General features: G+C 69.7%; 20 protein-coding genes and 1 tRNA gene. 7 read left to right on the top strand and 14 right to left on the bottom strand.

From position 1 onward, the window contains the following. Nucleotides 1-8: 8 nt before the first annotated feature. Both ACXJKD_RS10275 and ACXJKD_RS10270 read left to right on the top strand, forming a co-directional pair. On the top strand, nucleotides 9-1157 hold the full coding sequence (locus ACXJKD_RS10275; protein ID WP_457254431.1) for a PD-(D/E)XK nuclease family protein: 1149 nt from the start codon (nucleotides 9-11) through the stop codon (nucleotides 1155-1157). A 220-nt stretch (nucleotides 1158-1377) separates the two neighbouring features. Further along, nucleotides 1378-2580 (top strand): hypothetical protein, encoded by a 1203-nt coding sequence (locus ACXJKD_RS10270; RefSeq protein ID WP_457254430.1) that lies wholly within the window; start codon nucleotides 1378-1380, stop codon nucleotides 2578-2580. Nucleotides 2581-2643: 63 nt separating this feature from the next. On the opposite strand, the gene ACXJKD_RS10265 is transcribed toward ACXJKD_RS10270, so the two are convergent. Both ACXJKD_RS10265 and ACXJKD_RS10260 read right to left on the bottom strand, forming a co-directional pair. After that, nucleotides 2644-4059, bottom strand: coding sequence for a DNA cytosine methyltransferase (locus ACXJKD_RS10265; RefSeq protein ID WP_457254429.1), 1416 nt, complete (start codon nucleotides 4057-4059; stop codon nucleotides 2644-2646). 202 nt (nucleotides 4060-4261) lie between these two features. Next, a complete protein-coding gene (locus tag ACXJKD_RS10260; protein ID WP_457254428.1) occupies nucleotides 4262-4669 on the bottom strand; it encodes a very short patch repair endonuclease in 408 nt (135 codons plus the stop codon). Between the two features lie 933 nt (nucleotides 4670-5602). Here ACXJKD_RS10260 and ACXJKD_RS10255 point away from each other — a divergent pair. After that, the gene (locus tag ACXJKD_RS10255; protein WP_457254427.1) at nucleotides 5603-6520 is read left to right on the top strand and encodes a hypothetical protein; all 918 of its coding nucleotides are present in this window, start codon (nucleotides 5603-5605) and stop codon (nucleotides 6518-6520) included. Nucleotides 6521-6617: 97 nt separating this feature from the next. Here ACXJKD_RS10255 and ACXJKD_RS10250 read toward each other — a convergent pair whose 3' ends face one another. Further along, nucleotides 6618-7193: a TetR/AcrR family transcriptional regulator gene (locus tag ACXJKD_RS10250; protein ID WP_457254425.1), complete on the bottom strand. Its 576-nt coding sequence runs from the start codon at nucleotides 7191-7193 to the stop codon at nucleotides 6618-6620. A 67-nt stretch (nucleotides 7194-7260) separates the two neighbouring features. Here ACXJKD_RS10250 and ACXJKD_RS10245 point away from each other — a divergent pair, with 67 nt between their 5' ends. Next, a complete protein-coding gene (locus ACXJKD_RS10245) occupies nucleotides 7261-7692 on the top strand; it encodes a hypothetical protein (protein ID WP_457254424.1) in 432 nt (143 codons plus the stop codon). A 75-nt stretch (nucleotides 7693-7767) separates the two neighbouring features. On the opposite strand, the gene ACXJKD_RS10240 is transcribed toward ACXJKD_RS10245, so the two are convergent. The 5 genes from ACXJKD_RS10240 to selD all read right to left on the bottom strand — a co-directional run bounded on the left by ACXJKD_RS10240 (nucleotide 7768) and on the right by selD (nucleotide 10578). Further along, nucleotides 7768-8268 carry a hypothetical protein gene (locus tag ACXJKD_RS10240; protein WP_457254423.1) on the bottom strand — a complete coding sequence of 167 codons (501 nt, stop codon included), beginning with the start codon at nucleotides 8266-8268 and terminating at the stop codon, nucleotides 7768-7770. Between the two features lie 167 nt (nucleotides 8269-8435). Beyond that, nucleotides 8436-8618, bottom strand: a complete 183-nt coding sequence (locus tag ACXJKD_RS10235) for a YegP family protein (protein WP_344136771.1) — start codon at nucleotides 8616-8618, stop codon at nucleotides 8436-8438. Between the two features lie 99 nt (nucleotides 8619-8717). After that, on the bottom strand, nucleotides 8718-9152 hold the full coding sequence (locus ACXJKD_RS10230; RefSeq protein WP_457254422.1) for an SRPBCC family protein: 435 nt from the start codon (nucleotides 9150-9152) through the stop codon (nucleotides 8718-8720). A gap of 66 nt (nucleotides 9153-9218) precedes the next feature. Continuing rightward, complete coding sequence (locus tag ACXJKD_RS10225; RefSeq protein WP_457254420.1) at nucleotides 9219-9539, bottom strand: hypothetical protein; 321 nt, start codon at nucleotides 9537-9539, stop codon at nucleotides 9219-9221. A gap of 40 nt (nucleotides 9540-9579) precedes the next feature. Further along, entirely contained in the window at nucleotides 9580-10578 is a 999-nt protein-coding gene (gene selD / locus ACXJKD_RS10220) for a selenide, water dikinase SelD (RefSeq protein ID WP_457254419.1), read from the bottom strand. Nucleotides 10579-10602: 24 nt separating this feature from the next. On the opposite strand from selD, the gene ACXJKD_RS10215 reads away from it, so the two are divergent. From ACXJKD_RS10215 to ACXJKD_RS10205, 3 genes are all read left to right on the top strand, one after another. Beyond that, nucleotides 10603-10698: transfer RNA gene (locus ACXJKD_RS10215), tRNA-Sec, on the top strand. A gap of 15 nt (nucleotides 10699-10713) precedes the next feature. Next, nucleotides 10714-12024: an L-seryl-tRNA(Sec) selenium transferase gene (selA, locus tag ACXJKD_RS10210; protein ID WP_457254418.1), complete on the top strand. Its 1311-nt coding sequence runs from the start codon at nucleotides 10714-10716 to the stop codon at nucleotides 12022-12024. Between the two features lie 6 nt (nucleotides 12025-12030). Further along, a complete protein-coding gene (locus tag ACXJKD_RS10205) occupies nucleotides 12031-13506 on the top strand; it encodes a SelB domain-containing protein (RefSeq protein WP_457254417.1) in 1476 nt (491 codons plus the stop codon). Here the strand turns inward: ACXJKD_RS10205 and ACXJKD_RS10200 are convergent. The 6 genes from ACXJKD_RS10200 to ACXJKD_RS10175 all read right to left on the bottom strand — a co-directional run bounded on the left by ACXJKD_RS10200 (nucleotide 13496) and on the right by ACXJKD_RS10175 (nucleotide 18550). Continuing rightward, complete coding sequence (locus ACXJKD_RS10200; RefSeq protein ID WP_457254416.1) at nucleotides 13496-15049, bottom strand: hypothetical protein; 1554 nt, start codon at nucleotides 15047-15049, stop codon at nucleotides 13496-13498. The genes ACXJKD_RS10205 and ACXJKD_RS10200 overlap by 11 nt on opposite strands. Next, the gene (locus ACXJKD_RS10195) at nucleotides 15046-15582 is read right to left on the bottom strand and encodes a hypothetical protein (RefSeq protein ID WP_457254415.1); all 537 of its coding nucleotides are present in this window, start codon (nucleotides 15580-15582) and stop codon (nucleotides 15046-15048) included. Before ACXJKD_RS10195 ends, ACXJKD_RS10200 begins: the two co-directional genes overlap by 4 nt. Nucleotides 15583-15602: 20 nt before the next feature. Continuing rightward, on the bottom strand, nucleotides 15603-16202 hold the full coding sequence (locus tag ACXJKD_RS10190) for an urease accessory protein UreH domain-containing protein (protein ID WP_457254414.1): 600 nt from the start codon (nucleotides 16200-16202) through the stop codon (nucleotides 15603-15605). 91 nt (nucleotides 16203-16293) lie between these two features. Then, nucleotides 16294-17151, bottom strand: a complete 858-nt coding sequence (locus tag ACXJKD_RS10185) for a hypothetical protein (RefSeq protein WP_457254413.1) — start codon at nucleotides 17149-17151, stop codon at nucleotides 16294-16296. Nucleotides 17152-17170: 19 nt separating this feature from the next. Then, nucleotides 17171-17710, bottom strand: a complete 540-nt coding sequence (locus ACXJKD_RS10180) for a MauE/DoxX family redox-associated membrane protein (protein WP_457254412.1) — start codon at nucleotides 17708-17710, stop codon at nucleotides 17171-17173. A 39-nt stretch (nucleotides 17711-17749) separates the two neighbouring features. Then, on the bottom strand, nucleotides 17750-18550 hold the full coding sequence (locus ACXJKD_RS10175; RefSeq protein ID WP_457254410.1) for a hypothetical protein: 801 nt from the start codon (nucleotides 18548-18550) through the stop codon (nucleotides 17750-17752). Nucleotides 18551-18668: the final 118 nt, after the last annotated feature.

Below are 18668 nucleotides of genomic sequence, written 5' to 3'. Positions count from 1 at the left end.
GGACGGTCATGACCGCAGTCAACGATCTGAACGATCTGTCCTACTCCGGTTGGTCGCGTATCCGCGCATGTCCGCTGCGGGCGGCGTTTGCACTGGACCCGACGACCAGCGGTCTGGATCGAGGCAACCAGTATTCGGCAATCGGTAACGCACGACACAGGCTTGTTGAGCTAGTCGCCGAGGGTCGCCGCGAGGGAAGACCTGAACCGAACAGACGATGGGTAAGAGGTCAGTTCGACAGGTGCGTCTCTATGGAGCGGGACCGACTCACAGAGCAGTGGTCGCCGGCTGAGGTCCCCCCGGTCCGTAGCTGGCCCGACATCGCCCTGACCAGAGCGAAGATATCCAAGGAGCTTGGCACGGAGGACGGCCCCGACTGGCCTGAGTCGCAGATCCCCTGGCCACACGCGGAGGGCATCGCTGGCACCTTCTATTCGCCGACAGTGCCTGTTCTCCCAAGTCCCGGCGAGGTGGCAACCGAGGTCACACTGCGTGATGCGCGGCGGGCGCTTTGGGGTCGAATAGACCGGCTTGAGAACCGTTCAGGCGTGATCGTCGTGGTGGACTTCAAGTCCGGAATCGGAGCCTCGCCCGAAGAGCTCATCGAACGTCACCGCCTGCAGTTGCTCTTCTACGCAGGCTTGGTCCACCAGTCCTACGGGGTATGGCCAGAGTTGGAGCTAGTCCCAGTGAATGGGAGACCGGTTCACCTTGATTACGACCACACGGACGTTGAATCCGTGAGGGCAGGGGCAGTGGCCGACCGCGCGCGATTCAATGCCGACGCCGCCGCGGGCAACCTTGCAAGTGCCGTGCAGGTATCTGCCGAACGGTGTGCATGGTGCCCCTTCCAGGCGATCTGTCCAGCATTGCTCAGCCAGTGGTCGACGGCCTCCTCCGGTGGTGCACCCCTCGGAAGGTCGGTGTCGCTTGCGAGAGGGCGGGTGCAAGAGGTTCGGCGCCATCAGTCGTCCACTGATGTCGTCCTCGCCCAGCCACAACAACTGACAGCACCCGCTGGAGAAGTGGTTGTGACGCGGCTCCCAGCTGGGCTCACTACGTCACGCGGCGACGAGTTGACTGTTTCTCGAGTCTCGCCGGCCGGTAGTGACCGCGTCGTTCGTGCACAGTGGGACACCTTGTATTGGCCGGCCTGAGGAGCCCCCTCCAACCACCCCGACGGCTAATGAGAGTGACCTCGCCTCGACCAGCGGAACCGGCTCTCCTCCCGTCTACGCAGTGGCAAGGCATGGACTCCAGGCTCATTGGCCCTGACTGGTGAGGTCTGACGCCACGAGACGGCCTTTCCAACGCCGCCAGACCGTGCAATCAAGGCGAATCGAGCAGCATCAACCGGACAACTGATAAGAAGACCCAGTGGGATCAGTCGTCGTCGATCAGATTGGGCAGGACGGCTCCCTCCTGTCAGACGTCGACACCACGCTCAGTGACCGGCAGAAGAACGATTTGCTGCTCACTGCTCTCCCCGGAGCCGCCGTCGAGGTGTATGCCGGCGAGCGAGTCGTCCGCTTCGGAGACCACATCATCCTCAAGAAGCAAGTGACCCACCTGGGACACCCGTGGCCCAGTTTCAAGAAGCGCATTCAGATCCCGAAGGCTTGGCTTGTCGTTGAACGCCAAGCGGTCGAAGACGGCCTGGTACCTCGATTCATAGGCATTTACCGGTACGGCGAGGTGACGATCTTTGTCGACTTCGACCCCAGCACCTACGTCCAGCGCAAGGCCAACAACTCCGCTGCACACGTGGCAACCAACGATCTCTACCAGGCGCAGACACTGGGCGTGTTCACACGTGTAGACCGCAACGGCAACTCGCTCACGAGTGTTCGCGCGGACCAATTCGCTGACTACTTGCTGGGCACGGTCGCAGAGCATCTCCCGCATCTGGATGTGTTCACGAGATTCAACGAGGGCTTCCTCCAGGGTGGCCGGATCGAGGCCTTGGATGCGCTCAGGAACATGCACGCCTCGAAATGGCCGGATACATTTCAAGCGGAGTGGCCTGGCTTCTACCTTGAGTTCCGATTCGACGCGTTCGTGCGCAGGCACGGCCTCGGAGACAGGGTGGCCTTTCAGAAAGTCAAGGGCCGGATGGATTATGACTACGACCTCATCTTCAGGAACTCCGGCCAGATCGACTACTTCGGCGACCTGAAGGCTTCTAACATCGAGAAGCATGAGTCCCCAGGCAACGATGCTGCGGACATCAGTCGATGCGTCCGCGAGTTTGGCCGCTTCTGGTACGTCATATACGAGCACGAGACGTGGCATGGCCGCACCGATGGTGACCGCGCCACCATCGCCTGGAACGAGTGGAAGCAGTCAGTTGGCTATGACAACGGCAAGCCGTATAACCCGCTCTCTTACGCCACCAAGTTCAAAGCATCCGTGCGATTCACGAGGATGATGATCCTCGAGATCAACGAGGCCAACTTCTACTCCGTGCTCGGACCTTTCGCTCAAGGGCCTCAGCCAAGCGGCGCTACGAGGGCGCTGAAGGTAATGATTACCAAGAGGAACATCGACAACTTCTTGGTTTTCTCAGCGGCGATCGACTAATTGCGTCTTAGTCCATCCAGGGCTACGGCGGTCTTCCTAGTGATGACCGTGCGTGGTGGCGCGCTATCCGGCCAGGCTGGTTGTTGGGCCGTGCTTTGCCGCGAACTCCGAGTCTAAGGCGGTGGGTGCGAGCGAATCACGCAGTGGGTTTGCCGCTGCGTCGAGGACGCTGGTCACTAAGCGCTTGGGAAGATCTGCACGGTTCTGTGACACGTGTGTACGGAAGACGTGCCAAGCAGCACCGACGGCAACACCGTTGCCGACCTGCTTGTACGACGCTTGGTCGCGTTGGCCTGAGAACCTGAAGTTGCGGTCAAAGCCCTGCAGGCGTGCAGCCTCATGGGGGGTGAGGCGCCGGCGCCGGCTCCCGATGACCGAGGTCTGGGTGATTGCCACCAGCGCCGGAAGGTAGCTCGGAGCCTTGGCACGGATGCCAGACGGGCGGAAATGCATGACCGTCTCCCACAGCGAGCTTGTGTCCTGAGCCTGCCATTCCAGCTTGCGCCGGGAATCAGGGAACCTGGCGAAGGAGGGGTTGGCCTTCTTCCAGGCCCTGATCACGTCGCGGTTGTCGTCGAAGAAGCGTGCGTTCTTGATGAGGATGTCGGACTTCCACTTGGGCAGGGCATCGAGCTCGAGAGGGTCGAGACCCCTTTCCGGGATCCAGGCATCCGCCCAGAGTGGGAAGCCGGGTAGGCGCACGCCCCGAGCGGACCACATCCGCTGGACCAGGTCGTCCCAGACGTTGATCCACTCAGTCTCGTCGACCGTGAGCTTGTATTTCTCCAGATTTGGGATGGACAAGTCCTCGTCGAGGATCCAGTCGGCGTCCCAATCATGCACGTTCCACCCATCGACCGGTCCGCGCACGACGGTTGGGGGGACATCGACCTCAGTCATGGCACGTTGAGGGCCGACGTAGGTCCCGAGGATGAACACGCGGTCGCGCACCTGGGGGGTGCCGCCTAGGGACGGCGGCAGGAAGTGGGGTGAGAAGACGGATGGCGTTGACGAGACGCGATATCCGATCTCACGCAGGGTCTTGATGATGACGTCCCACTCGTGCGTGTGCCTGGGGCCGGCGAGGTTGCGGACATTCTCGAGGAGGACAACGGCAGGAGTCCGCTCCTCGAGGATCCGGGCGATGTTCCAGAAGAGCGTCCCCCGCGCCTCATCCATGCCCCTTTGGAACCCCGACTTGGAGAAGGGCTGGCAGGGAAAGCCGGCCGCTAGAACGTCATGGGCGGGAATGTTGACTGGCGCGTCTTCGGGCGTATCGAGGGTGATGTCCGTGTTGATGATCGGACGCTCCGCCTCCGGGAGGTGGTCCACCCAGTTGTGGAGGTACGTGTTCCGGGCCTCGCGATCGATCTCGGACACGTAGACGCATCGACCACCAGCGTGATCCAGCATGGCGTGAAAGCCACCAATGCCAGCGAAGAGGTCCACGTAGGAGAAGGGCGCGGATCTCGTCGACATGGTACCCAGCTTAGCTGAAGCATCAGCTAAGTCAAGCTCCCGCGCGGGTCGAGCGAAACGAAGTGGCAGAACGAGATTCATGGCAGGCCAATCTCCGGTTGGGGCACATCCCAGAGGCCGACCCGATGTGCTTTCGACTGTTTATGGTTTCGAAGCCCACTACTCAATCACCAACCGCCGACAGGCCGCTCGGACTGCCTGGTCAGCCGAGAATCGCCAACGCGGCGGTGGCGGAGTCGCGGGCTACCGTGCACTCCCAAATCCGCACGACCCGCCAGCCGTGGTCCTCCGCCAGTCGGGTCGATCGACTGTCGCGCTCCGCGTTGCGCCGCATCTTGTCGGCCCACAGGTCCGCGTTCGGTCCCGTCCACGGAGTCTTGCGGCCGTGCTCGGGGCATCCATGCCAGAAGCATCCGTCAACGAAGACCGCCACTTTGCGGCCGGGCAGCACGAAGTCGGGGGTGCAGCCCTTCGCGATCCGCGGGTGTAAGCGGAAGCGGCCGCCAGCGGCGTGAACCGCCTTCCGCAGGGCGACCTCTGGGGTTGTGCTCTCCTTCCGACGGCCGGCAAGGTGCGCGCCGGCCCTGGTGCTGGTCCATTCCTCGGCCATAAGACCAACGTACGACGATTGAGGGCGGACAGATGCGGGCCATCCCGCCATGCGGAGGCGGGCTGTGCCGACCGTGGGCGCGTCCATGGCGACCGTCGTCCGTGGGCCTCATACGTTCGAACGGGGCATTTCAACCCCCCTCAAGCAGTACGTTCTGCGGCATTGCTGATGACTGTCGACATGGAATGAACCCGGAATGGTGCTCGTCCTGCCGTGGGGACGACGACGGCGCCTTCAGCGGAGTTCGAGGATCGGGCCTCGAGGGCGGGGAGGTAAAGCAGGACCAGCTGGACCGCTTGTGCCGGCAGCTGAGCCTCCCGACTGTTCCCGTAGGCAGGGGCAGTAGCTTGCCGTCGCACGTGTTCGAGGAGGCGGCCCGCCAATGCGGGGTCTCGCGCGGATCCATGCCCGAGATCGGGGAGAGGCTTGCCAGGAAGGCCGGTCTCTCTTGGACTAGCGAATGTGACAGCCGCGGGACGCTGAGCGGTGGCGGCTCCACCGTGACGCGAGAGGGCCTCGACGTGATCAACAGATCCGTGGCGGCGCTGCTCCCCCGCCGATAGAGAACGGGAAACCTTCTCGCCGCCCGTCCCGCGTACTGCCACGAAGAACTGCAACGGGTGGTCAAATGGGCAACTGCAACTGCCGGTTCACGTCGCGCTGCACGCACGGACGGCCTCTTCCGACGACCTCGCTCCGAGTTTGCAAGCAGGGGGTTAGGGTTTCGAGTCCCCTTGGCTCCACCATCTCCTCCGCACATCTGGCCAGGCATGCCGCACCGCCGGCCCAATCTGCGCGCCGCACCCGTGACTGGTGGCCAGAAGTTCGCCGCCTACGCAGGTTGGTGGATGCGCCGGACGACGACCGGGGCGCACGCTGGCTGAGGTCCACCTCGCACGTGGCGCGGTGGCTGTCCTGAGCGAGGTGGGTCGTATGTTCCGTGCCCGGACGGTCCTCGGATCGATCGTCTCGACCGTCGCGGTGATGCTGCTCGCGGCACCGGCCGCCGTGGGCGCTCATGCGGACCGGGTGATCGTGCTGCCCGGGGCGTCGAGCACTGAGGGCATCGCGCGGGGCGCTGGCACGACCTTCTACGCCACCGATCTCTTCGCCGGTGACGTGTTCCGGGGCGACCTGGCCACCGGGCAAGTGGAGCGCTTCGTCGACAACCCGCCGGGGCGGGTGGCGGTGGGGCTCAAGGCCGACCTGCCGCATGGCCTGTTGTTCGTGGCAGGTGGCCCCACGGGTCAGGCCTACGTCTACGACCTCGACACCGGAGCCTCGGTCGCCACCTACCAGCTCACGACGGGTCCCGCCTTCATCAACGACGTCGCGGTCACCCGGACCGGCGCCTGGTTCACCAACTCCAATGCCGCCGAGCTCTACTTCGTCCCCGCCATGCGCAAGGCGACCGGGCCGGTGCGCACCCTGGCACTCAGCGGGCCGGCCGCGGACACCAGCGGCCAGTTCAACAACAACGGGATCGCCGCGACGGCCGACGGCACGAGCTTGCTGGTCGCGCACAGCGGTCAGGGCGCGGTCAACGTGGTCGACCCGACGACCGGGACGAGCCGGACCCTGGCCGGCGTGGCCACCCCGAACGTCGACGGCATCCTCCTCGAGGGACGCACCCTGTGGGCCGTGCAGAACTTCAGCAACCAGATCTCCACGTTCCGGCTGAGCGGCACCCTGTCGTCCGGGTCGCTGACCAAGGTCATCACCAGCGACGCCTTCCAGGTGCCGACGACGGTGGCCCGGTTCGGTGACCGGCTGGCCGTCGTCAACGCCAAGTTCGACACCGGCCTGCCGCCGACCGCGAGCGAGTACGAGGTCGTGGTCGTCGACCGCTGAACAACCCTCCACTTCTCCCACTTCTGGCCAGGTATGCCGCGTGGCTGGCTGGTTGTCGCGGCCGCACCCCGCATCGGTGGCCAGAAGTGCGGGAGGGTCAGCCCACGGTGAGGCGCTCGGCCATCGCCTTCAGGTGGTCGGTCACCGAGTCGAGAGGTTCGAACGACCGAGCCGCACGGGCAAGCACGACGGCCCCCTCCGACGCTGCCATCACCATGGTCGAGAGCCCCGCGGCATCCTTCGCCGGCACGCCGCCGTGCTCCAACAGCTCCGTGAGCCGCGACCCCCAGGCTGCGAACACGGCCGCCGCGCCGTCGAGCAGCTCGGGCGACTCCCCCGACACCGTCACGGCGAGCACCGAGCAGCCTGCCCCGAAGTCCGACCGCTTCAGCACGCTGCGCCACAGCAGCATGAACCCGTCCACGACCTCCGCGGAAGGTAGCCCGTCGAGCGAGTCGAGCACCGCGACCGCCCGGGCGCCGGCGAGCTCGACCGCCGCCGCGACCAGCTGGTCCTTGCCGTCGGGGAAGTGGTGGTAGATCGACCCGCGCGGCGCTCCCGAGTGATCGAGCACCGACGAGAAGGACGTGGCCTGGTAGCCGTTCTTCGCCAACAGCACCACGGCGCTGTCGACCATCCGCTCGCGCGCGGAACTCCCCACGTACGTCTCCATCCCTTGACTATGACGGTCATCATAGTGGACTATGACGACCGTCCTACTATCGCACCAGGAGTCCACCATGCCGATGATCGACGTGTATGCCGCCAGCGGCACCTTTGCCGACCAGCACCAGCTCGCGGTCGACCTGGCCAGTGCGGTGAAGGAGGTCGAGCAGGTGCCGGACATCCCGATGTTCCGCCAGAACACCGCCGCCTTCGTGCACGACCTTCCCGCTGACTCGCTCGCCAACGTCGACGGCGACTCGAACTACGTGCGGGTGCAGGTGCTCACCAACGCCGGAGCCCTCGACCGCGACAAGCAGCTGGCTGTCGTCGAGCGGCTGACGGCCATCGTGACGGCGGCAGCTGGCGACGAGTCGTTGTCGCAGCGGACCTGGGTCCTGCTGACCGAGGCGGCCGAGGGTGGCTGGGGTCTGTGGGGTCACGCCCACACGAACGCCGAGCTCGTGACCGCCGCCCGCACCCAGATCGCCGAGCTCACCCAAGGCTGACTTGTGGCCAGTGGTACCTCAGGGATCGGCCGAAGTGGGGGTCTGGTGAGGCACCGGTGGCCAGATGTCGGAGAGCTAGGGGGCCAGCAGGACCAGGGGGACTCGGCAGTTGAGGCCGACGTGGTTGAGTCGCTCGACCAGGGGCTTGCCGTCGATCGTCGGCAGCTGCATCGGCTTCGGCTTGCCGGCTGCCAACGACCGCGCGTAGGCATCCCGGGCCGTGACGAGCCGCTGCCAGTCCTCGACCCACTGCGCCGCGGGCTGGTCGGCCTCGAGCCGCGCGTCCCCCAGGGCCTGCATCGCCGTGATCAGCTCGACGACCGCGTCGTTCTGAGCGTTGATCGCCCCGACGCGGCGCGGGATCGGCGACGTCGCAGCGACCGCGGACGCCGCGGCGGACTCGCGCATCCGGGCGCACGCCGCCGAGGCCACCCTCGTGATCGCGCCCTGCTCGACGACGTCGGGGTCGTCCGCGTTGGCGAAGGTCCACAGCTTCGAGAGCGCGACGAACACCACCACCGCTGCCACCACCACGGCGATGCGCGCAGCCCACACCCTCCACTGCTCCCCGGTCATCGTGGCCATCCTTGCCCGAACCCTCCCGGGCGCAACTCCGGCAAAAGCACTGCCTCACGCCACGCGATGGGCGCGGCAGACGACGGGGCCTCCCGCGGTAGACGACGAGGCCCCGCGCGGCATACCGGTGGGGTTGCCGGGCGAGGCCTGGTCGGGCCTGAGGTGGGCTATCCGTCGACCTCGACGGTGGGTGCCCCCGGCGCGTTCTTCTGCACCGAGGCGATGCCGTTCTCGGCAGCGGCCTTCGACTCGTACGCCTCACCCACGGCGATCACCTGGCCGTTGCTGGCCTTGAGCCGGAAGCGGTACTTGCCCGCCTTGTCCTGGTAGAGCTCGAACTTCCCCGCCATCACTGCACCTCCGTGAGTGGACCAGACTGCGAACGTTCGCAGCCTAGGGCCGCCGGTATGCCGCGTACAGGGCCAGCCGCTCAGTGCACCTCGAGCGGCTCAGGCCGACTCCGCCATCGCCTTGAGCTTGGTCATCGCGTCCATCGTCTGCTTCGGGAGGTCGCGCCGGATCAGCGGCGTGAAGAGCTTGCCAATCCCCTTGGTGGCGATGTCGATGCTGTGCGTGAGCGTCGTGCCGACGCCGTCGGAGGCCGCGACGAAGTCAACGGTGACGTCCATCATCCTGTCGGTGAACTTCATCGCGAAGTGCCGGTCGGGCTCGTGCGCGATGATCTGTCCGTCCATGGTGCCGGTCCGGCGGCCGTCGTCGTAGTGGTACTTCAGCTCGGTGCCGACGTCGTTCGCACCCTCGGACAGCTTGTCGATGCCGGTGCAGCGGGACAGCCACAAGGGTGTCTTGGAGAAGTCGTCGACGATCGCGAAGACAGCTGACGGGGGTGCGCTCACCGAGAGCGTGTGGGCGAAGCGGGGCATGGCGGTCTCCGAGGGTGGGGGTGCGCACACGCTACTGCGTGCCGGCTCCCCACAGGAGGGCCTGCCTCAGATGTCCGGGTATGCCGGTGGCTCGGCCTCCGCGCGCAGGCTCGGTGGGGTGGGCAGCGGGCGCCGCGGCTCGCGCACGCCGGCCAACCCGTCACCCGGATCGTCCGGCAGGAACGCGCCCACCAAGCGACGGCCGCGCACCCGTCGGTGGCGGTACACGGCATACAGGTCGGTGTGGGTGTGGTCGCGGGCGGTGACCCGGCGCAGCGCCGGTCCGCCCATCATGACCGCCTCGCCGGGGCTGGACGCCGTGACGAAGACCGGGCGCCCGTGGGGCCGCCCGGCGCGGTCGTGGGCGATGAGCTCGTACCTGGCCATGCCCCCAGCGTGCGCCGCGGAGCACTCACTCACAAGGCCCTCAGCGGATCTCGATCCGAGGAGCCCCCGCGACGGTGTGGCCGATGACCGGGGCGCCGGGCACCTCGCCCACCACCAGCAGCCCGCCGCTGGTCTGGGCGTCGGCCAGCATGAGGAGCACGTCCTCGTCGACCCACCCACTCGCCACGTCGAGGTGCGGCCGGACCCAGTCGAGGTTGCGGCGGGTGCCCCCGCTGACGAACCCGTCGCGCAACGACTCCCACGCGCCATCGAGCACCGGCACGCACGCCGAGTCGAGCACGGCCCCGAGTCCAGAGGCGCGGAGCAGCTTGAACAGGTGGCCCAGCAGCCCGAACCCGGTGACGTCGGTCGCGGCCCGCACCCCGGCCGACACCGCCGCTGCGCTCGCCACGTCGTTGAGCGACACCATCGACGCGACTGCGTGCTCGAACACCTCACCGGTGGCCTTGTGCCGGTTGTTGAGCACCCCCACCCCGATCGGCTTGGTCAGCGAGATCGGCAGCCCGGGCAGTGCGGAGTCGTTGCGCAGCAGGCGATCCGGGTCGGCGACGCCGGTCACGGCCATGCCGTACTTCGGCTCGGGGTCGTCGATCGAGTGACCCCCGGCCACCGGGCACCCGGCCAGTCCAGCCACGTCCAACCCACCCCGCAGCACCTCGCGCAGCAGCTCGAGCGGCAGCACCGACCGCGGCCAGCCGACCAGGTTGATGGACAGCACCGGCCGACCACCCATCGCGTAGACGTCGGAGAGTGCGTTGGCGGCCACGATCCGGCCGAAGTCATACGCGTCGTCGACGACCGGGGTGAAGAAGTCGGCGGTGCTGATCACCGCCGTGCCGTCGGCGACCCGCACCACGGCGCCGTCGTCCCCGTCGTCCAGCCCGACCAGCAGGTCGGCGGACACCTGGCCGCCCAGCCCGCGCACCACCTCCTCGAGCTCCCCCGGCGGGATCTTGCACGCGCAGCCGCCCCCCGCGGCATACTGCGTCAGCCGCACGGACACACCCTGTTCGGTCACGGTCCCTACGCTAGCCTCGCTCGCGGAGGCGTACAGGCGCCTGGTGGCCCTCCCGGTCTTCAAAACCGGTGCAGCCGAGCACCTCGGCTGGGCGGGTTCGATTCCCGTCCGCCTCCGCCACAGACAGGAGGCCGTATGCCGCAGCCGCAGCCCAGTCGTGCGCTCGACGCGCGTCGCCTCGTGCCCCGGACCGACGCCGTCCTCGCCAAACCCGCTGTGGCTCAGGCGATCTCGCGTCTCGGTCGCGACGTCGTGCGGGCTGCGGTGCAGCTGGCCCAGGAGCAGGTGCGCGCGGGCCGGATCGGCCCCGACGACGTCGTCGACGCGACGCTGGCCGCGCTGCCCCAGCGGTCGACCACCCTGACGCCGGTGCTCAACGCCACCGGCGTCGTCATCCACACCAACCTCGGCCGCGCCCCCCTGTCCGCCGCCGCGGTCGAGGCGATGGCGGCCGCGGCCGGCACGGTCGACGTCGAGCTCGACCTCGCCACCGGCCAGCGCTCGGCGCGCGGTCGGGGCACGACGGCCGCGCTGCTCGAGGTGCTCCCCGAGGCCGAGGCCGCGCTGGTCGTGAACAACGGGGCGGCCGCCCTGGTGCTCGCGACCACCGCGCTCGCCGCCGGTCGCGAGGTCGTCGTCAGCCGCGGCGAGCTGGTGGAGATCGGGGACGGGTTCCGGCTGCCCGACCTGATCGCCAGTGCCGGGGCCCGGCTGCGTGAGGTCGGCACCACCAACCGCACGACCCTCGCCGACTACGAGTCGGCCCTCGGTCCCGAGACCGGCTGCATCCTCAAGGTCCATCCCAGCAACTTCCGGGTCGAGGGCTTCACCTCGGCCGTCCCGGTCAGCGAGCTCGTGGCGCTCGGCCAGCCCGTGGTGCACGACATCGGCAGCGGGCTGCTGCGTCCGCACCCGTTGCTGCCCGACGAACCCGATGCCGCCCGGTCGCTCGCCGACGGTGCCGCCGTGGTGACCTGCAGCGGCGACAAGCTGCTCGGGGGCCCGCAGGCCGGGCTCGTGCTCGGCCGCGCCGACACCGTCACCCGCCTTCGTCGGCACCCCTTGGCCAGGGCGGTCCGGGCCGACAAGACCACCCTCGCGGCGCTCGAGGCCACGCTGCGCGGCCCACGGGCGCCGGTGTGGGACGCCCTGGAGGCCGACCCGGCGGTGCTCCGCGCCCGGTGCGAGGCGGTCGCCGCCAGCCTCCCCGAAGGACTCGCCGGCGTCGTCCCCGCCGACGGCGTCGTGGGTGGCGGTGGCGCCCCCGGGCACACGCTGCCCGGCTGGGCGGTCGCACTCCCCGAGTCGTATGCCGCGTCGTTGCGCCTGTTGGACCGGCCGGTCCTCGCCCGGGTCGAGCGCGGACGCTGCCTGGTCGACCTGCGATGCCTCCCGGAGGACGCGGACTCGTTGGTGGCGCAGGCGATTCGCGACGCCGGGCAGTAGGGCGCGATGGCTGTCGTCGCGACTGCGGGGCACGTCGACCACGGCAAGTCGACCCTGGTGCGCCTGCTCACCGGGCAGGAGCCCGACCGGTGGGCCGAGGAGCGACGTCGCGGCCTGACCATCGACCTCGGCTACGCGTGGACCGACATCGACGGGCGGCGGGTGAGCCTGGTCGACGTGCCGGGTCACGAGCACTTCACGGGCAACATGCTGGCCGGGCTGGGTCCTGTCGACGCGGTGTTGTTCGTGGTGGCGGCCGACGACGGCTGGTCGGCGCAGTCCCGCGAGCACGCGCGGGCCGTCGCCGCGCTCGGCATCGCACATGTGCTGCTCGTGGTGACCCGGTGCGACCTGGCCGACGGGGCGCCGGCCCGGGACGAGTCGTTCGACCGGATGGCTGCCCTCGGCGTCCACGTCTCGGAGAGCCTGCTCGTGTCGGGCGCGACCGGCGCGGGCCTCCCCGAGCTGCGGGCGGCCCTCGGCCGGCTCGCGGCAGCAGCGACGCCCGCTCCGGTCGACGCCAGTGGCACCATCGCCGACGGCCACCCGCCGGTGCGGCTCTGGGTGGACCGCTCGTTCAGCATCCGTGGCGCCGGGACCGTCGCCACCGGCACCCTCCCGCAGGGGCGGATCGCCGTGGGCGACGAGCTGCTCCTCGACGGGGCGGCGGTCGGGGTGCGCGGGCTGCAGACCTGCGGTGAGGAGGTGGCCTCGGTCGTCGGTCCGGCCCGGGTGGCCGTCAACCTGCGCGGGATCGAGGTGGGTCGGGTCGGCCGCGGCACCGCGCTCACCGGTCTCCAGTGGCCGGCCCACCCGTCAGTGCTCGACGTGGACCTCGTGCCCCTCGAGTCGACGATCGAAGGGCCTCGGTTGCCACGCCAGCTCACGCTGCACGCCGGCACCGCCGCCGTGCCGGTGCGCACCCAGGTCCTGCCGGACAGTCGGGTCCGGCTGCGCCTCGCCCACCCGCTCCCGCTGGTGGTGGGCGACCGCGCGGTGCTGCGCGACCCCGGTCGCCACGAGGTCCTCGCGGGCGTGCGGGTCCGGGTCGTGGACCCGCCGACCCTCCGCCGTGGGGCGCGCGACCGAGGCGAGGTCACGGCATACCGAGGGGTGCTGACGACGGAGGACGAGACCCGGTACGGGGTGCGCGAGCTGGTGGCCTGGCTCGGTGACCACCCCCTCCAGGCGCCGACGCGCGAGCAGCTGGACGGCTGGGCGATCACCGCGGCCGATCTGGCCGCCGCGGCCGACCGTGGTGAGGTCACCCGGCTCGGCGGTGTGGTGCTCACCGGTGACGCCGTGCACCGCGGGGAGGCGGTCGTGCGCGGGCTCGACCAGCCGTTCACCGTCGGCGAGGCCACCCGGGCGATGGGCACGTCACGACGCGTTGCCGTCCCGCTGCTGGAGCGGCTCGACTCCCTGCTGGTGACCCGACAACTGCCGGACGGCACCCGCGAGGTGCGTCCGCTCAGGCCGTGATGGTGCCGCCCTCGAAGGTGCAGGTGAGCCGGCCGCCGCCGGCCTGTGTCGTGTCGGTGACGGGGTAGCCGTAGCTGCCGGTCGCCCCGCCTTCGGACTTCCACTGGGTGAGCACCGCACCGTGGACGCGTCGGGGCGTGCCCGACCCCAGGGCCCAGAGCTCGCCGCGCTGGAAGAACTGCGCCAGCCCCCGGGGCTCGGTGTGGTTGGGCCCGGTCGGGTAGCCCAGGAGGCCACCCTCTCGGCCGGCGTCGACCCACGGGGCGAACATCGGCGCGGGGACGGCCTCGGCCTGCACCGGCCCACCGGCGATCGCGCCGTTCTGGAACAGCTGGATCCAGCCGTCGGGCACGGTCTGCTGCGGCCCGGTGGGGTAGCCGAGCGGGCCGCGGTCACGCGACAGCCGGCTCCACTTCCAGTAGCTCGACCCGGCGACCACCAGGGCGGTGGTGGACGGCGGGTCGACGATGGCGCCCTTCTGGAAGAGCTGGAGCGACCCGCCCTGGGTGCCCGCGGTGGGGGGCGTCGTCGGGTAGCCGAGGATGCCGCCCTCGCGGCCGTTCTCCTTCCAGATGGTCCAGTGGGTGCCCCACACGGCCTGCGTCGAGCTGCTTGCCGAGTCGGTGATCGCCCCGCGCTCGAAGGTCTGGAGCCAGCCCTTGTCGGCGGTGTAGACGATGTCGGCCGTGGCGTAGCCGAGCCGCGCGCCGAGCGGTCCACCGTGGGTCGCGTAGACCTTGCGGATGTAATCGGTGACGGCCACCGCGCCGTACTTCGACGTGTAGTAGATGACCCCACCCTGGAACAGCACGTAGCGACCGATGCCGTCGCCGACGTAGCGGACCGGGCCCGTGGAGGCCTTGAGGTAGGACGCCTGCTCACCCATCGCGTGGTACTTCTGGGTGATCGCCTCCCAGCGGGGCAGGCTCGGGGCGCTGTGCTCGCTCGTGCGGTTGTCGGACAACGACGCGGTCGTGCAGTTCGCGAACTTGTAGGGGGGCACGCAGCTGACGACCCGGCAGTGCACCCCTCCGGAGCACTTCACGTGGGTGTTGCACTGGCCGTAGCGGAAGGCGTTGCAGCAGACCCGGCGCTGGTCGCAGGTCGCCGACGACCCGGTGCCGCACGAGCAGCTCCAGCACCTGGAGTCGCACATGCCGTCGCTGCAGCCGGTGGTGCACTTGGAGCAGCTGGCGTTGCAGTCGACGATGTAGCGGTAGCCGCCCCCGCACCACGACGAGTCGGCGGCCTTCCACCAGCCCGCGGCGAAGCTGCCCGGCGGACAGGTGTTGACGCCCTTGTTCACCGTGGAGCAGAACACCGTCCAGCCGCTCGAGGCCGTGTTGCCGGGCCCGCAGATGGTGGCGTATGCCGCGACCGGAGTGAGCGCGTACTCCTTGGGTCTGGTGGCCAGCGCCGTGGCGGCCACCGTGGCGCCCACGAGCACGTCGCGGCGCGACACCGGGCGCATCCGGCGGGTCAGGGCGGACACGAAACCCGCCATCCCGCCCGGCCCGGCGTTGAGGTCGTCGAGCGTGCTCACGGGCGTCCTCCCTGGCGGGCCAGGGTGGCCCGGTCGGTGATCCTGATCGTCGAGACGAGGGCAGCGGCCCGGGGCACCGAGGCCATCCGGCGCGCGTGGCTGCCCACGACGGTGAACAGGCAGAAGGCCCGACCGCCGGAGCTGAAGAAGTGCTGCGAGGCGCTGAGTCCCGGGAGGGGACGCTGCAGCCGGTTCGGCCCGAACTGCGAGGGCGCGAGCCGCGGCATCCCCTGCCGCTCGAACAGTCCCTGGTCGGCCACCTCGGTGCCGTAGTCGACCAGCGCCACGAAGACGTCGTCGGGGCCCAAGAGGTCGACGACGTTGCTGCCGAAGTCACCGCGGTCGGCCGGCATCGGTCGCGTGCAGGCGTGCAGCACCGGCCGGGTCACGTCACCCTCGGGCACGACGCTGCTGCCGGCGGTGCCACGCGCGGCCGGGGCTGGGGGGCCACCCGGCTCGCCGCCGGGCCTGCGGGTCACGGCCACCTGCCAGCCCGGGGGGGCGTCAGCCCTCATCCCGTAGTGGTCAGCCACAGCTCCTCAACTCCCCTGCGTCAGCTCGCGAACGCGGCGGCGGCCAGCACGATCGCCGCCGCTCCTCCCAGAGCCACCTTAGCGAGGGCTCGTGCCGGATTTGCCCATCTTTCGACCCGGATGAAGACCCGGTGCAGGTCGTCACGGTCGACCACGCCCGCCATCAGCAGCGACGGCAGCGCGCGGACCACCCCGAAGGTCGCGCCGATCGCCAGCCCCGCGCCGAGGTGGCCGGTGAGCGCCGCCAGCAGCACCGCGGCATACGTCGTGGTGCTGGTGATGATCGTGACCAGGCCGAACCCGAGCTGGGCGCCGAAGCCGACGCCGTAGACCCAGCCGCGGTAGCGGGTCAGCCAGCGCTCGTCGACCTGGCGGCGCCACGACGGGACCGAGCGCTGGTTGCGCAGGTCGACGGCCAGCCCGACGACCAGCAGCGCGGCGACCACCACGAGGGTCCAGCGCGAGGTGCGGACGGCCTCGGGCAGGAGCCCGCCGAGCGTGGCGGCGAGTCCACCGACCGCGAGCCCCCCGGCTAGCGAGCCGAGGAGGTATGCCGTGGTGGTCAGCCACCACCGGGAGTGTCGGGCCCGCTCGCCGAGCGGGCTGATGCTCGAGAGCATCGACTCGCCTCAAGGGGACCAGGTCGCCCGGACGGCCGCGACCGCGGCCATCGGGAGACCCAGGGCGAGGGCGAGCGCGGTCACCGACATGTCAGTGGTCGTGCTGGTGCGTGTGGTCGTGCGCGTGGTCGTGGTCGTGGTCGTGGTCGTGGTGACCGGGCCCCTCGGGGGAGTCCTCGTCCGGGGCGCGGTAGAGGCTGGGGTCGCCGGGGCGGACGCCCGACGCGAGCAGCTCGGCGTCGATGCGCGACAGGTTGTCTCGTCCGCCCTCCCCCATCGCCTCACCCACGAGCAGCCCGGGACCGGTGCGGCCGGCGGCGGTGCGGGCCTCCACGCTGTCGGCCACGCCCTGCGCCATCAGCCCGCGCACCTGCGCCCAGGTGGTCGCCGAGCCCTCGCCCGTTACCACGCCGTCCTCGACGTAGACGAAATAGGGCGAGCCGGGGATGTCGTAGTCGACCCAGGCCGCAGACGACTGCACCACGTCGCGGTCGCCGGCCAGCGTCCGCAGGCTCGAGATCGACTCCTCGCCGGACCCCTTGGCGATGATGTGCAGCGCCCCCTCGCCCGGCACGTCGACCGAGCCCTGGAACTCGTCCCAGAAGGTCTGGCACACCGAGCAGCCGCTGGTGAGGAAGGCCAGCAGCGTGCGCGTGCCGGGGGTCGTCACGGTGACCTGCTGCTCGCGGCGGTCGAGGTCGGTGCCGACGATGTCGTGGGCGGTGGTGGAGTCCTTGCGGGTGGCCTGCACCACGCCCGTCTCCAGCTCGACCGGCACCGGGCCGGGCCTGCCGCCGGTGGTCGCCAGGCTCACCCCGGTGCCAGCCTCCTTCTCGAGCTCGAGACCCGCGCCGAGCTCGTGCAACGCCTTGAGGATCAAGGCGTGGCTGCGCAGCAGCCCGAGGACGAGCACGCCGAGGAGCACGATGGCGACGCCTTCGGCGATCACGACGGCAAGCATCTGTGGGTCAGCCCTTCGGGTTCGGTGCGGTGGTGGTGCGGATGGCAGCCGGTGCGGTCGTCGGCAGCACGGCCAGCACCTGCCACGCGAGGAACCCGATGACCACCGCGAATCCGACCGTGGTGACGGTGGACCCGTCGACCGCCGCCCACGCAGCGGTGGGCGGGTCGACCGCCACCAGCAGCGCCGTGAGCGCCGCCAGGGCGGTGAGCACCAGGTGGGTGCGGGTGGCCGGGGTGTCAGGCTTGCCGAAGCAGCCGCACGACCCGAGGACGCCACCGCGCGTCAGCACCCGGGCCACGAAGGCAGTGAAGACGAGGTATGCCGCGGCGACCAGCCCCGCGGCATACCGACCTGGTGCGACCAGCGCCCAGGCACCCAGGGCGACCTCGAGGACGGCGAAGGCGCGCACGACCTGGCGATGGACCCGCACCCCTGCCGCGCGCAGGGCGCGGACGAGGGGCAGCGGGTCGACGACCTTGGGGACCCCGGCCACGACCAGCAGCCCCGCCGCGGCGAGGAACGGTCCGGCTGCCAGGTCCCACATGTGGTCCAACCGTAGTCGAGGCAGCCCCGTCGGCCGGGGTCAGTCGACCTTGTCGGCCACGTCGTCGGCGGCGTCCGCTGCCTCGTCGGCGGCGTGCTTGCCCTTGGCGGTGACCTTGTCCTTGGCATCGGTCGCGGCCTCGGTGGCCTTGTCCTTCGCCTCGGCTGCCTTGTCCTTCACGGTCTCGGCGGCGCTGCTGGCCTTGTCCTTCGCGGCGTCCGCGAGGTTCGCGACCTTGCTGGTGCTGGAGTCACGACCGGTCGTCGGCGCGGTGTAGGGGTCGTCGAGCGGGGTGGCCCAGGGGTCCTCGCGCGGCGCCGACTTGCGGAACGCGGCGATGCCAGCGGCCACCGCAGCGGCGAGGCCGAGCACCAGGAGGAACCGGCCCTTGCGGCGACGGGGCTTGGCCACCGCGTCGCCCTTGAGCACCGAGTAGGCGTCAGACGACCGGTCGGCGGTGTCGCTCGCCGCGGTCTTCGCGGCAGCCGAGGCGGCGGCGACGGCCGCGATGGCCTCGGCGACCTTGGGGAGCAGCGAGTCGACGATGGTGTCGCGCGCGGTGTCGACCTTCGGGGCCAGGCCCTCGACGGCACCCTGCAGCTTGGGAGCGGCGACCTCGATGCCGTGGTCGACGCGGGGCTTGGCCCAGTCGCGGGCGGCCTCGATGCCGTGCTCGACGTGCGGCTTGCCCCAGTCCTTGGCCTGGACGGCACGCTCCTTGGCGACCTCGGCGGCCGGGGCGACCCGGTCCTTCAGTGTCGAGGCGTAGTCGGCGGCGCTCTGGGCGGAGCTGCTGACTGCCTCGGTGGCCTGCTCAGTCTTGGTCTTGGTGCGGAACACCGTGCCTCCTGTGGCTTGGCTTATCTGGACTCCGTGAGCCTGCGAACCGGTGCCCCGAAGGGTGCCGGGCGAAGGCCGGACGGACGACTTCTCGCTACCCATCCTGCCTTGTTTCCGC

This window comes from Pedococcus sp. P5_B7 (genome assembly GCF_054049895.1).
This window is presented reverse-complemented; position numbering and strand designations above follow the sequence as displayed.

Bases quoted from the DNA above. Each gene is read 5' to 3' on its own strand.
- ACXJKD_RS10275 (WP_457254431.1), top strand. From the start codon at position 9: ATGACCGCAGTCAACGATCTGAACGATCTGTCCTACTCCGGTTGGTCG.
- ACXJKD_RS10265 (WP_457254429.1), bottom strand. From the start codon at position 4,059: ATGTCGACGAGATCCGCGCCCTTCTCCTACGTGGACCTCTTCGCTGGC.
- ACXJKD_RS10260 (WP_457254428.1), bottom strand. From the start codon at position 4,669: ATGGCCGAGGAATGGACCAGCACCAGGGCCGGCGCGCACCTTGCCGGC.
- ACXJKD_RS10255 (WP_457254427.1), top strand. From the start codon at position 5,603: ATGTTCCGTGCCCGGACGGTCCTCGGATCGATCGTCTCGACCGTCGCG.
- ACXJKD_RS10250 (WP_457254425.1), bottom strand. From the start codon at position 7,193: ATGGAGACGTACGTGGGGAGTTCCGCGCGCGAGCGGATGGTCGACAGC.
- ACXJKD_RS10245 (WP_457254424.1), top strand. From the start codon at position 7,261: ATGCCGATGATCGACGTGTATGCCGCCAGCGGCACCTTTGCCGACCAG.
- ACXJKD_RS10240 (WP_457254423.1), bottom strand. From the start codon at position 8,268: ATGACCGGGGAGCAGTGGAGGGTGTGGGCTGCGCGCATCGCCGTGGTG.
- ACXJKD_RS10235 (WP_344136771.1), bottom strand. From the start codon at position 8,618: ATGGCGGGGAAGTTCGAGCTCTACCAGGACAAGGCGGGCAAGTACCGC.
- ACXJKD_RS10230 (WP_457254422.1), bottom strand. From the start codon at position 9,152: ATGCCCCGCTTCGCCCACACGCTCTCGGTGAGCGCACCCCCGTCAGCT.
- ACXJKD_RS10225 (WP_457254420.1), bottom strand. From the start codon at position 9,539: ATGGCCAGGTACGAGCTCATCGCCCACGACCGCGCCGGGCGGCCCCAC.
- selA (WP_457254418.1), top strand. From the start codon at position 10,714: ATGCCGCAGCCGCAGCCCAGTCGTGCGCTCGACGCGCGTCGCCTCGTG.
- ACXJKD_RS10205 (WP_457254417.1), top strand. From the start codon at position 12,031: ATGGCTGTCGTCGCGACTGCGGGGCACGTCGACCACGGCAAGTCGACC.
- ACXJKD_RS10190 (WP_457254414.1), bottom strand. From the start codon at position 16,202: ATGCTCTCGAGCATCAGCCCGCTCGGCGAGCGGGCCCGACACTCCCGG.
- ACXJKD_RS10180 (WP_457254412.1), bottom strand. From the start codon at position 17,710: ATGTGGGACCTGGCAGCCGGACCGTTCCTCGCCGCGGCGGGGCTGCTG.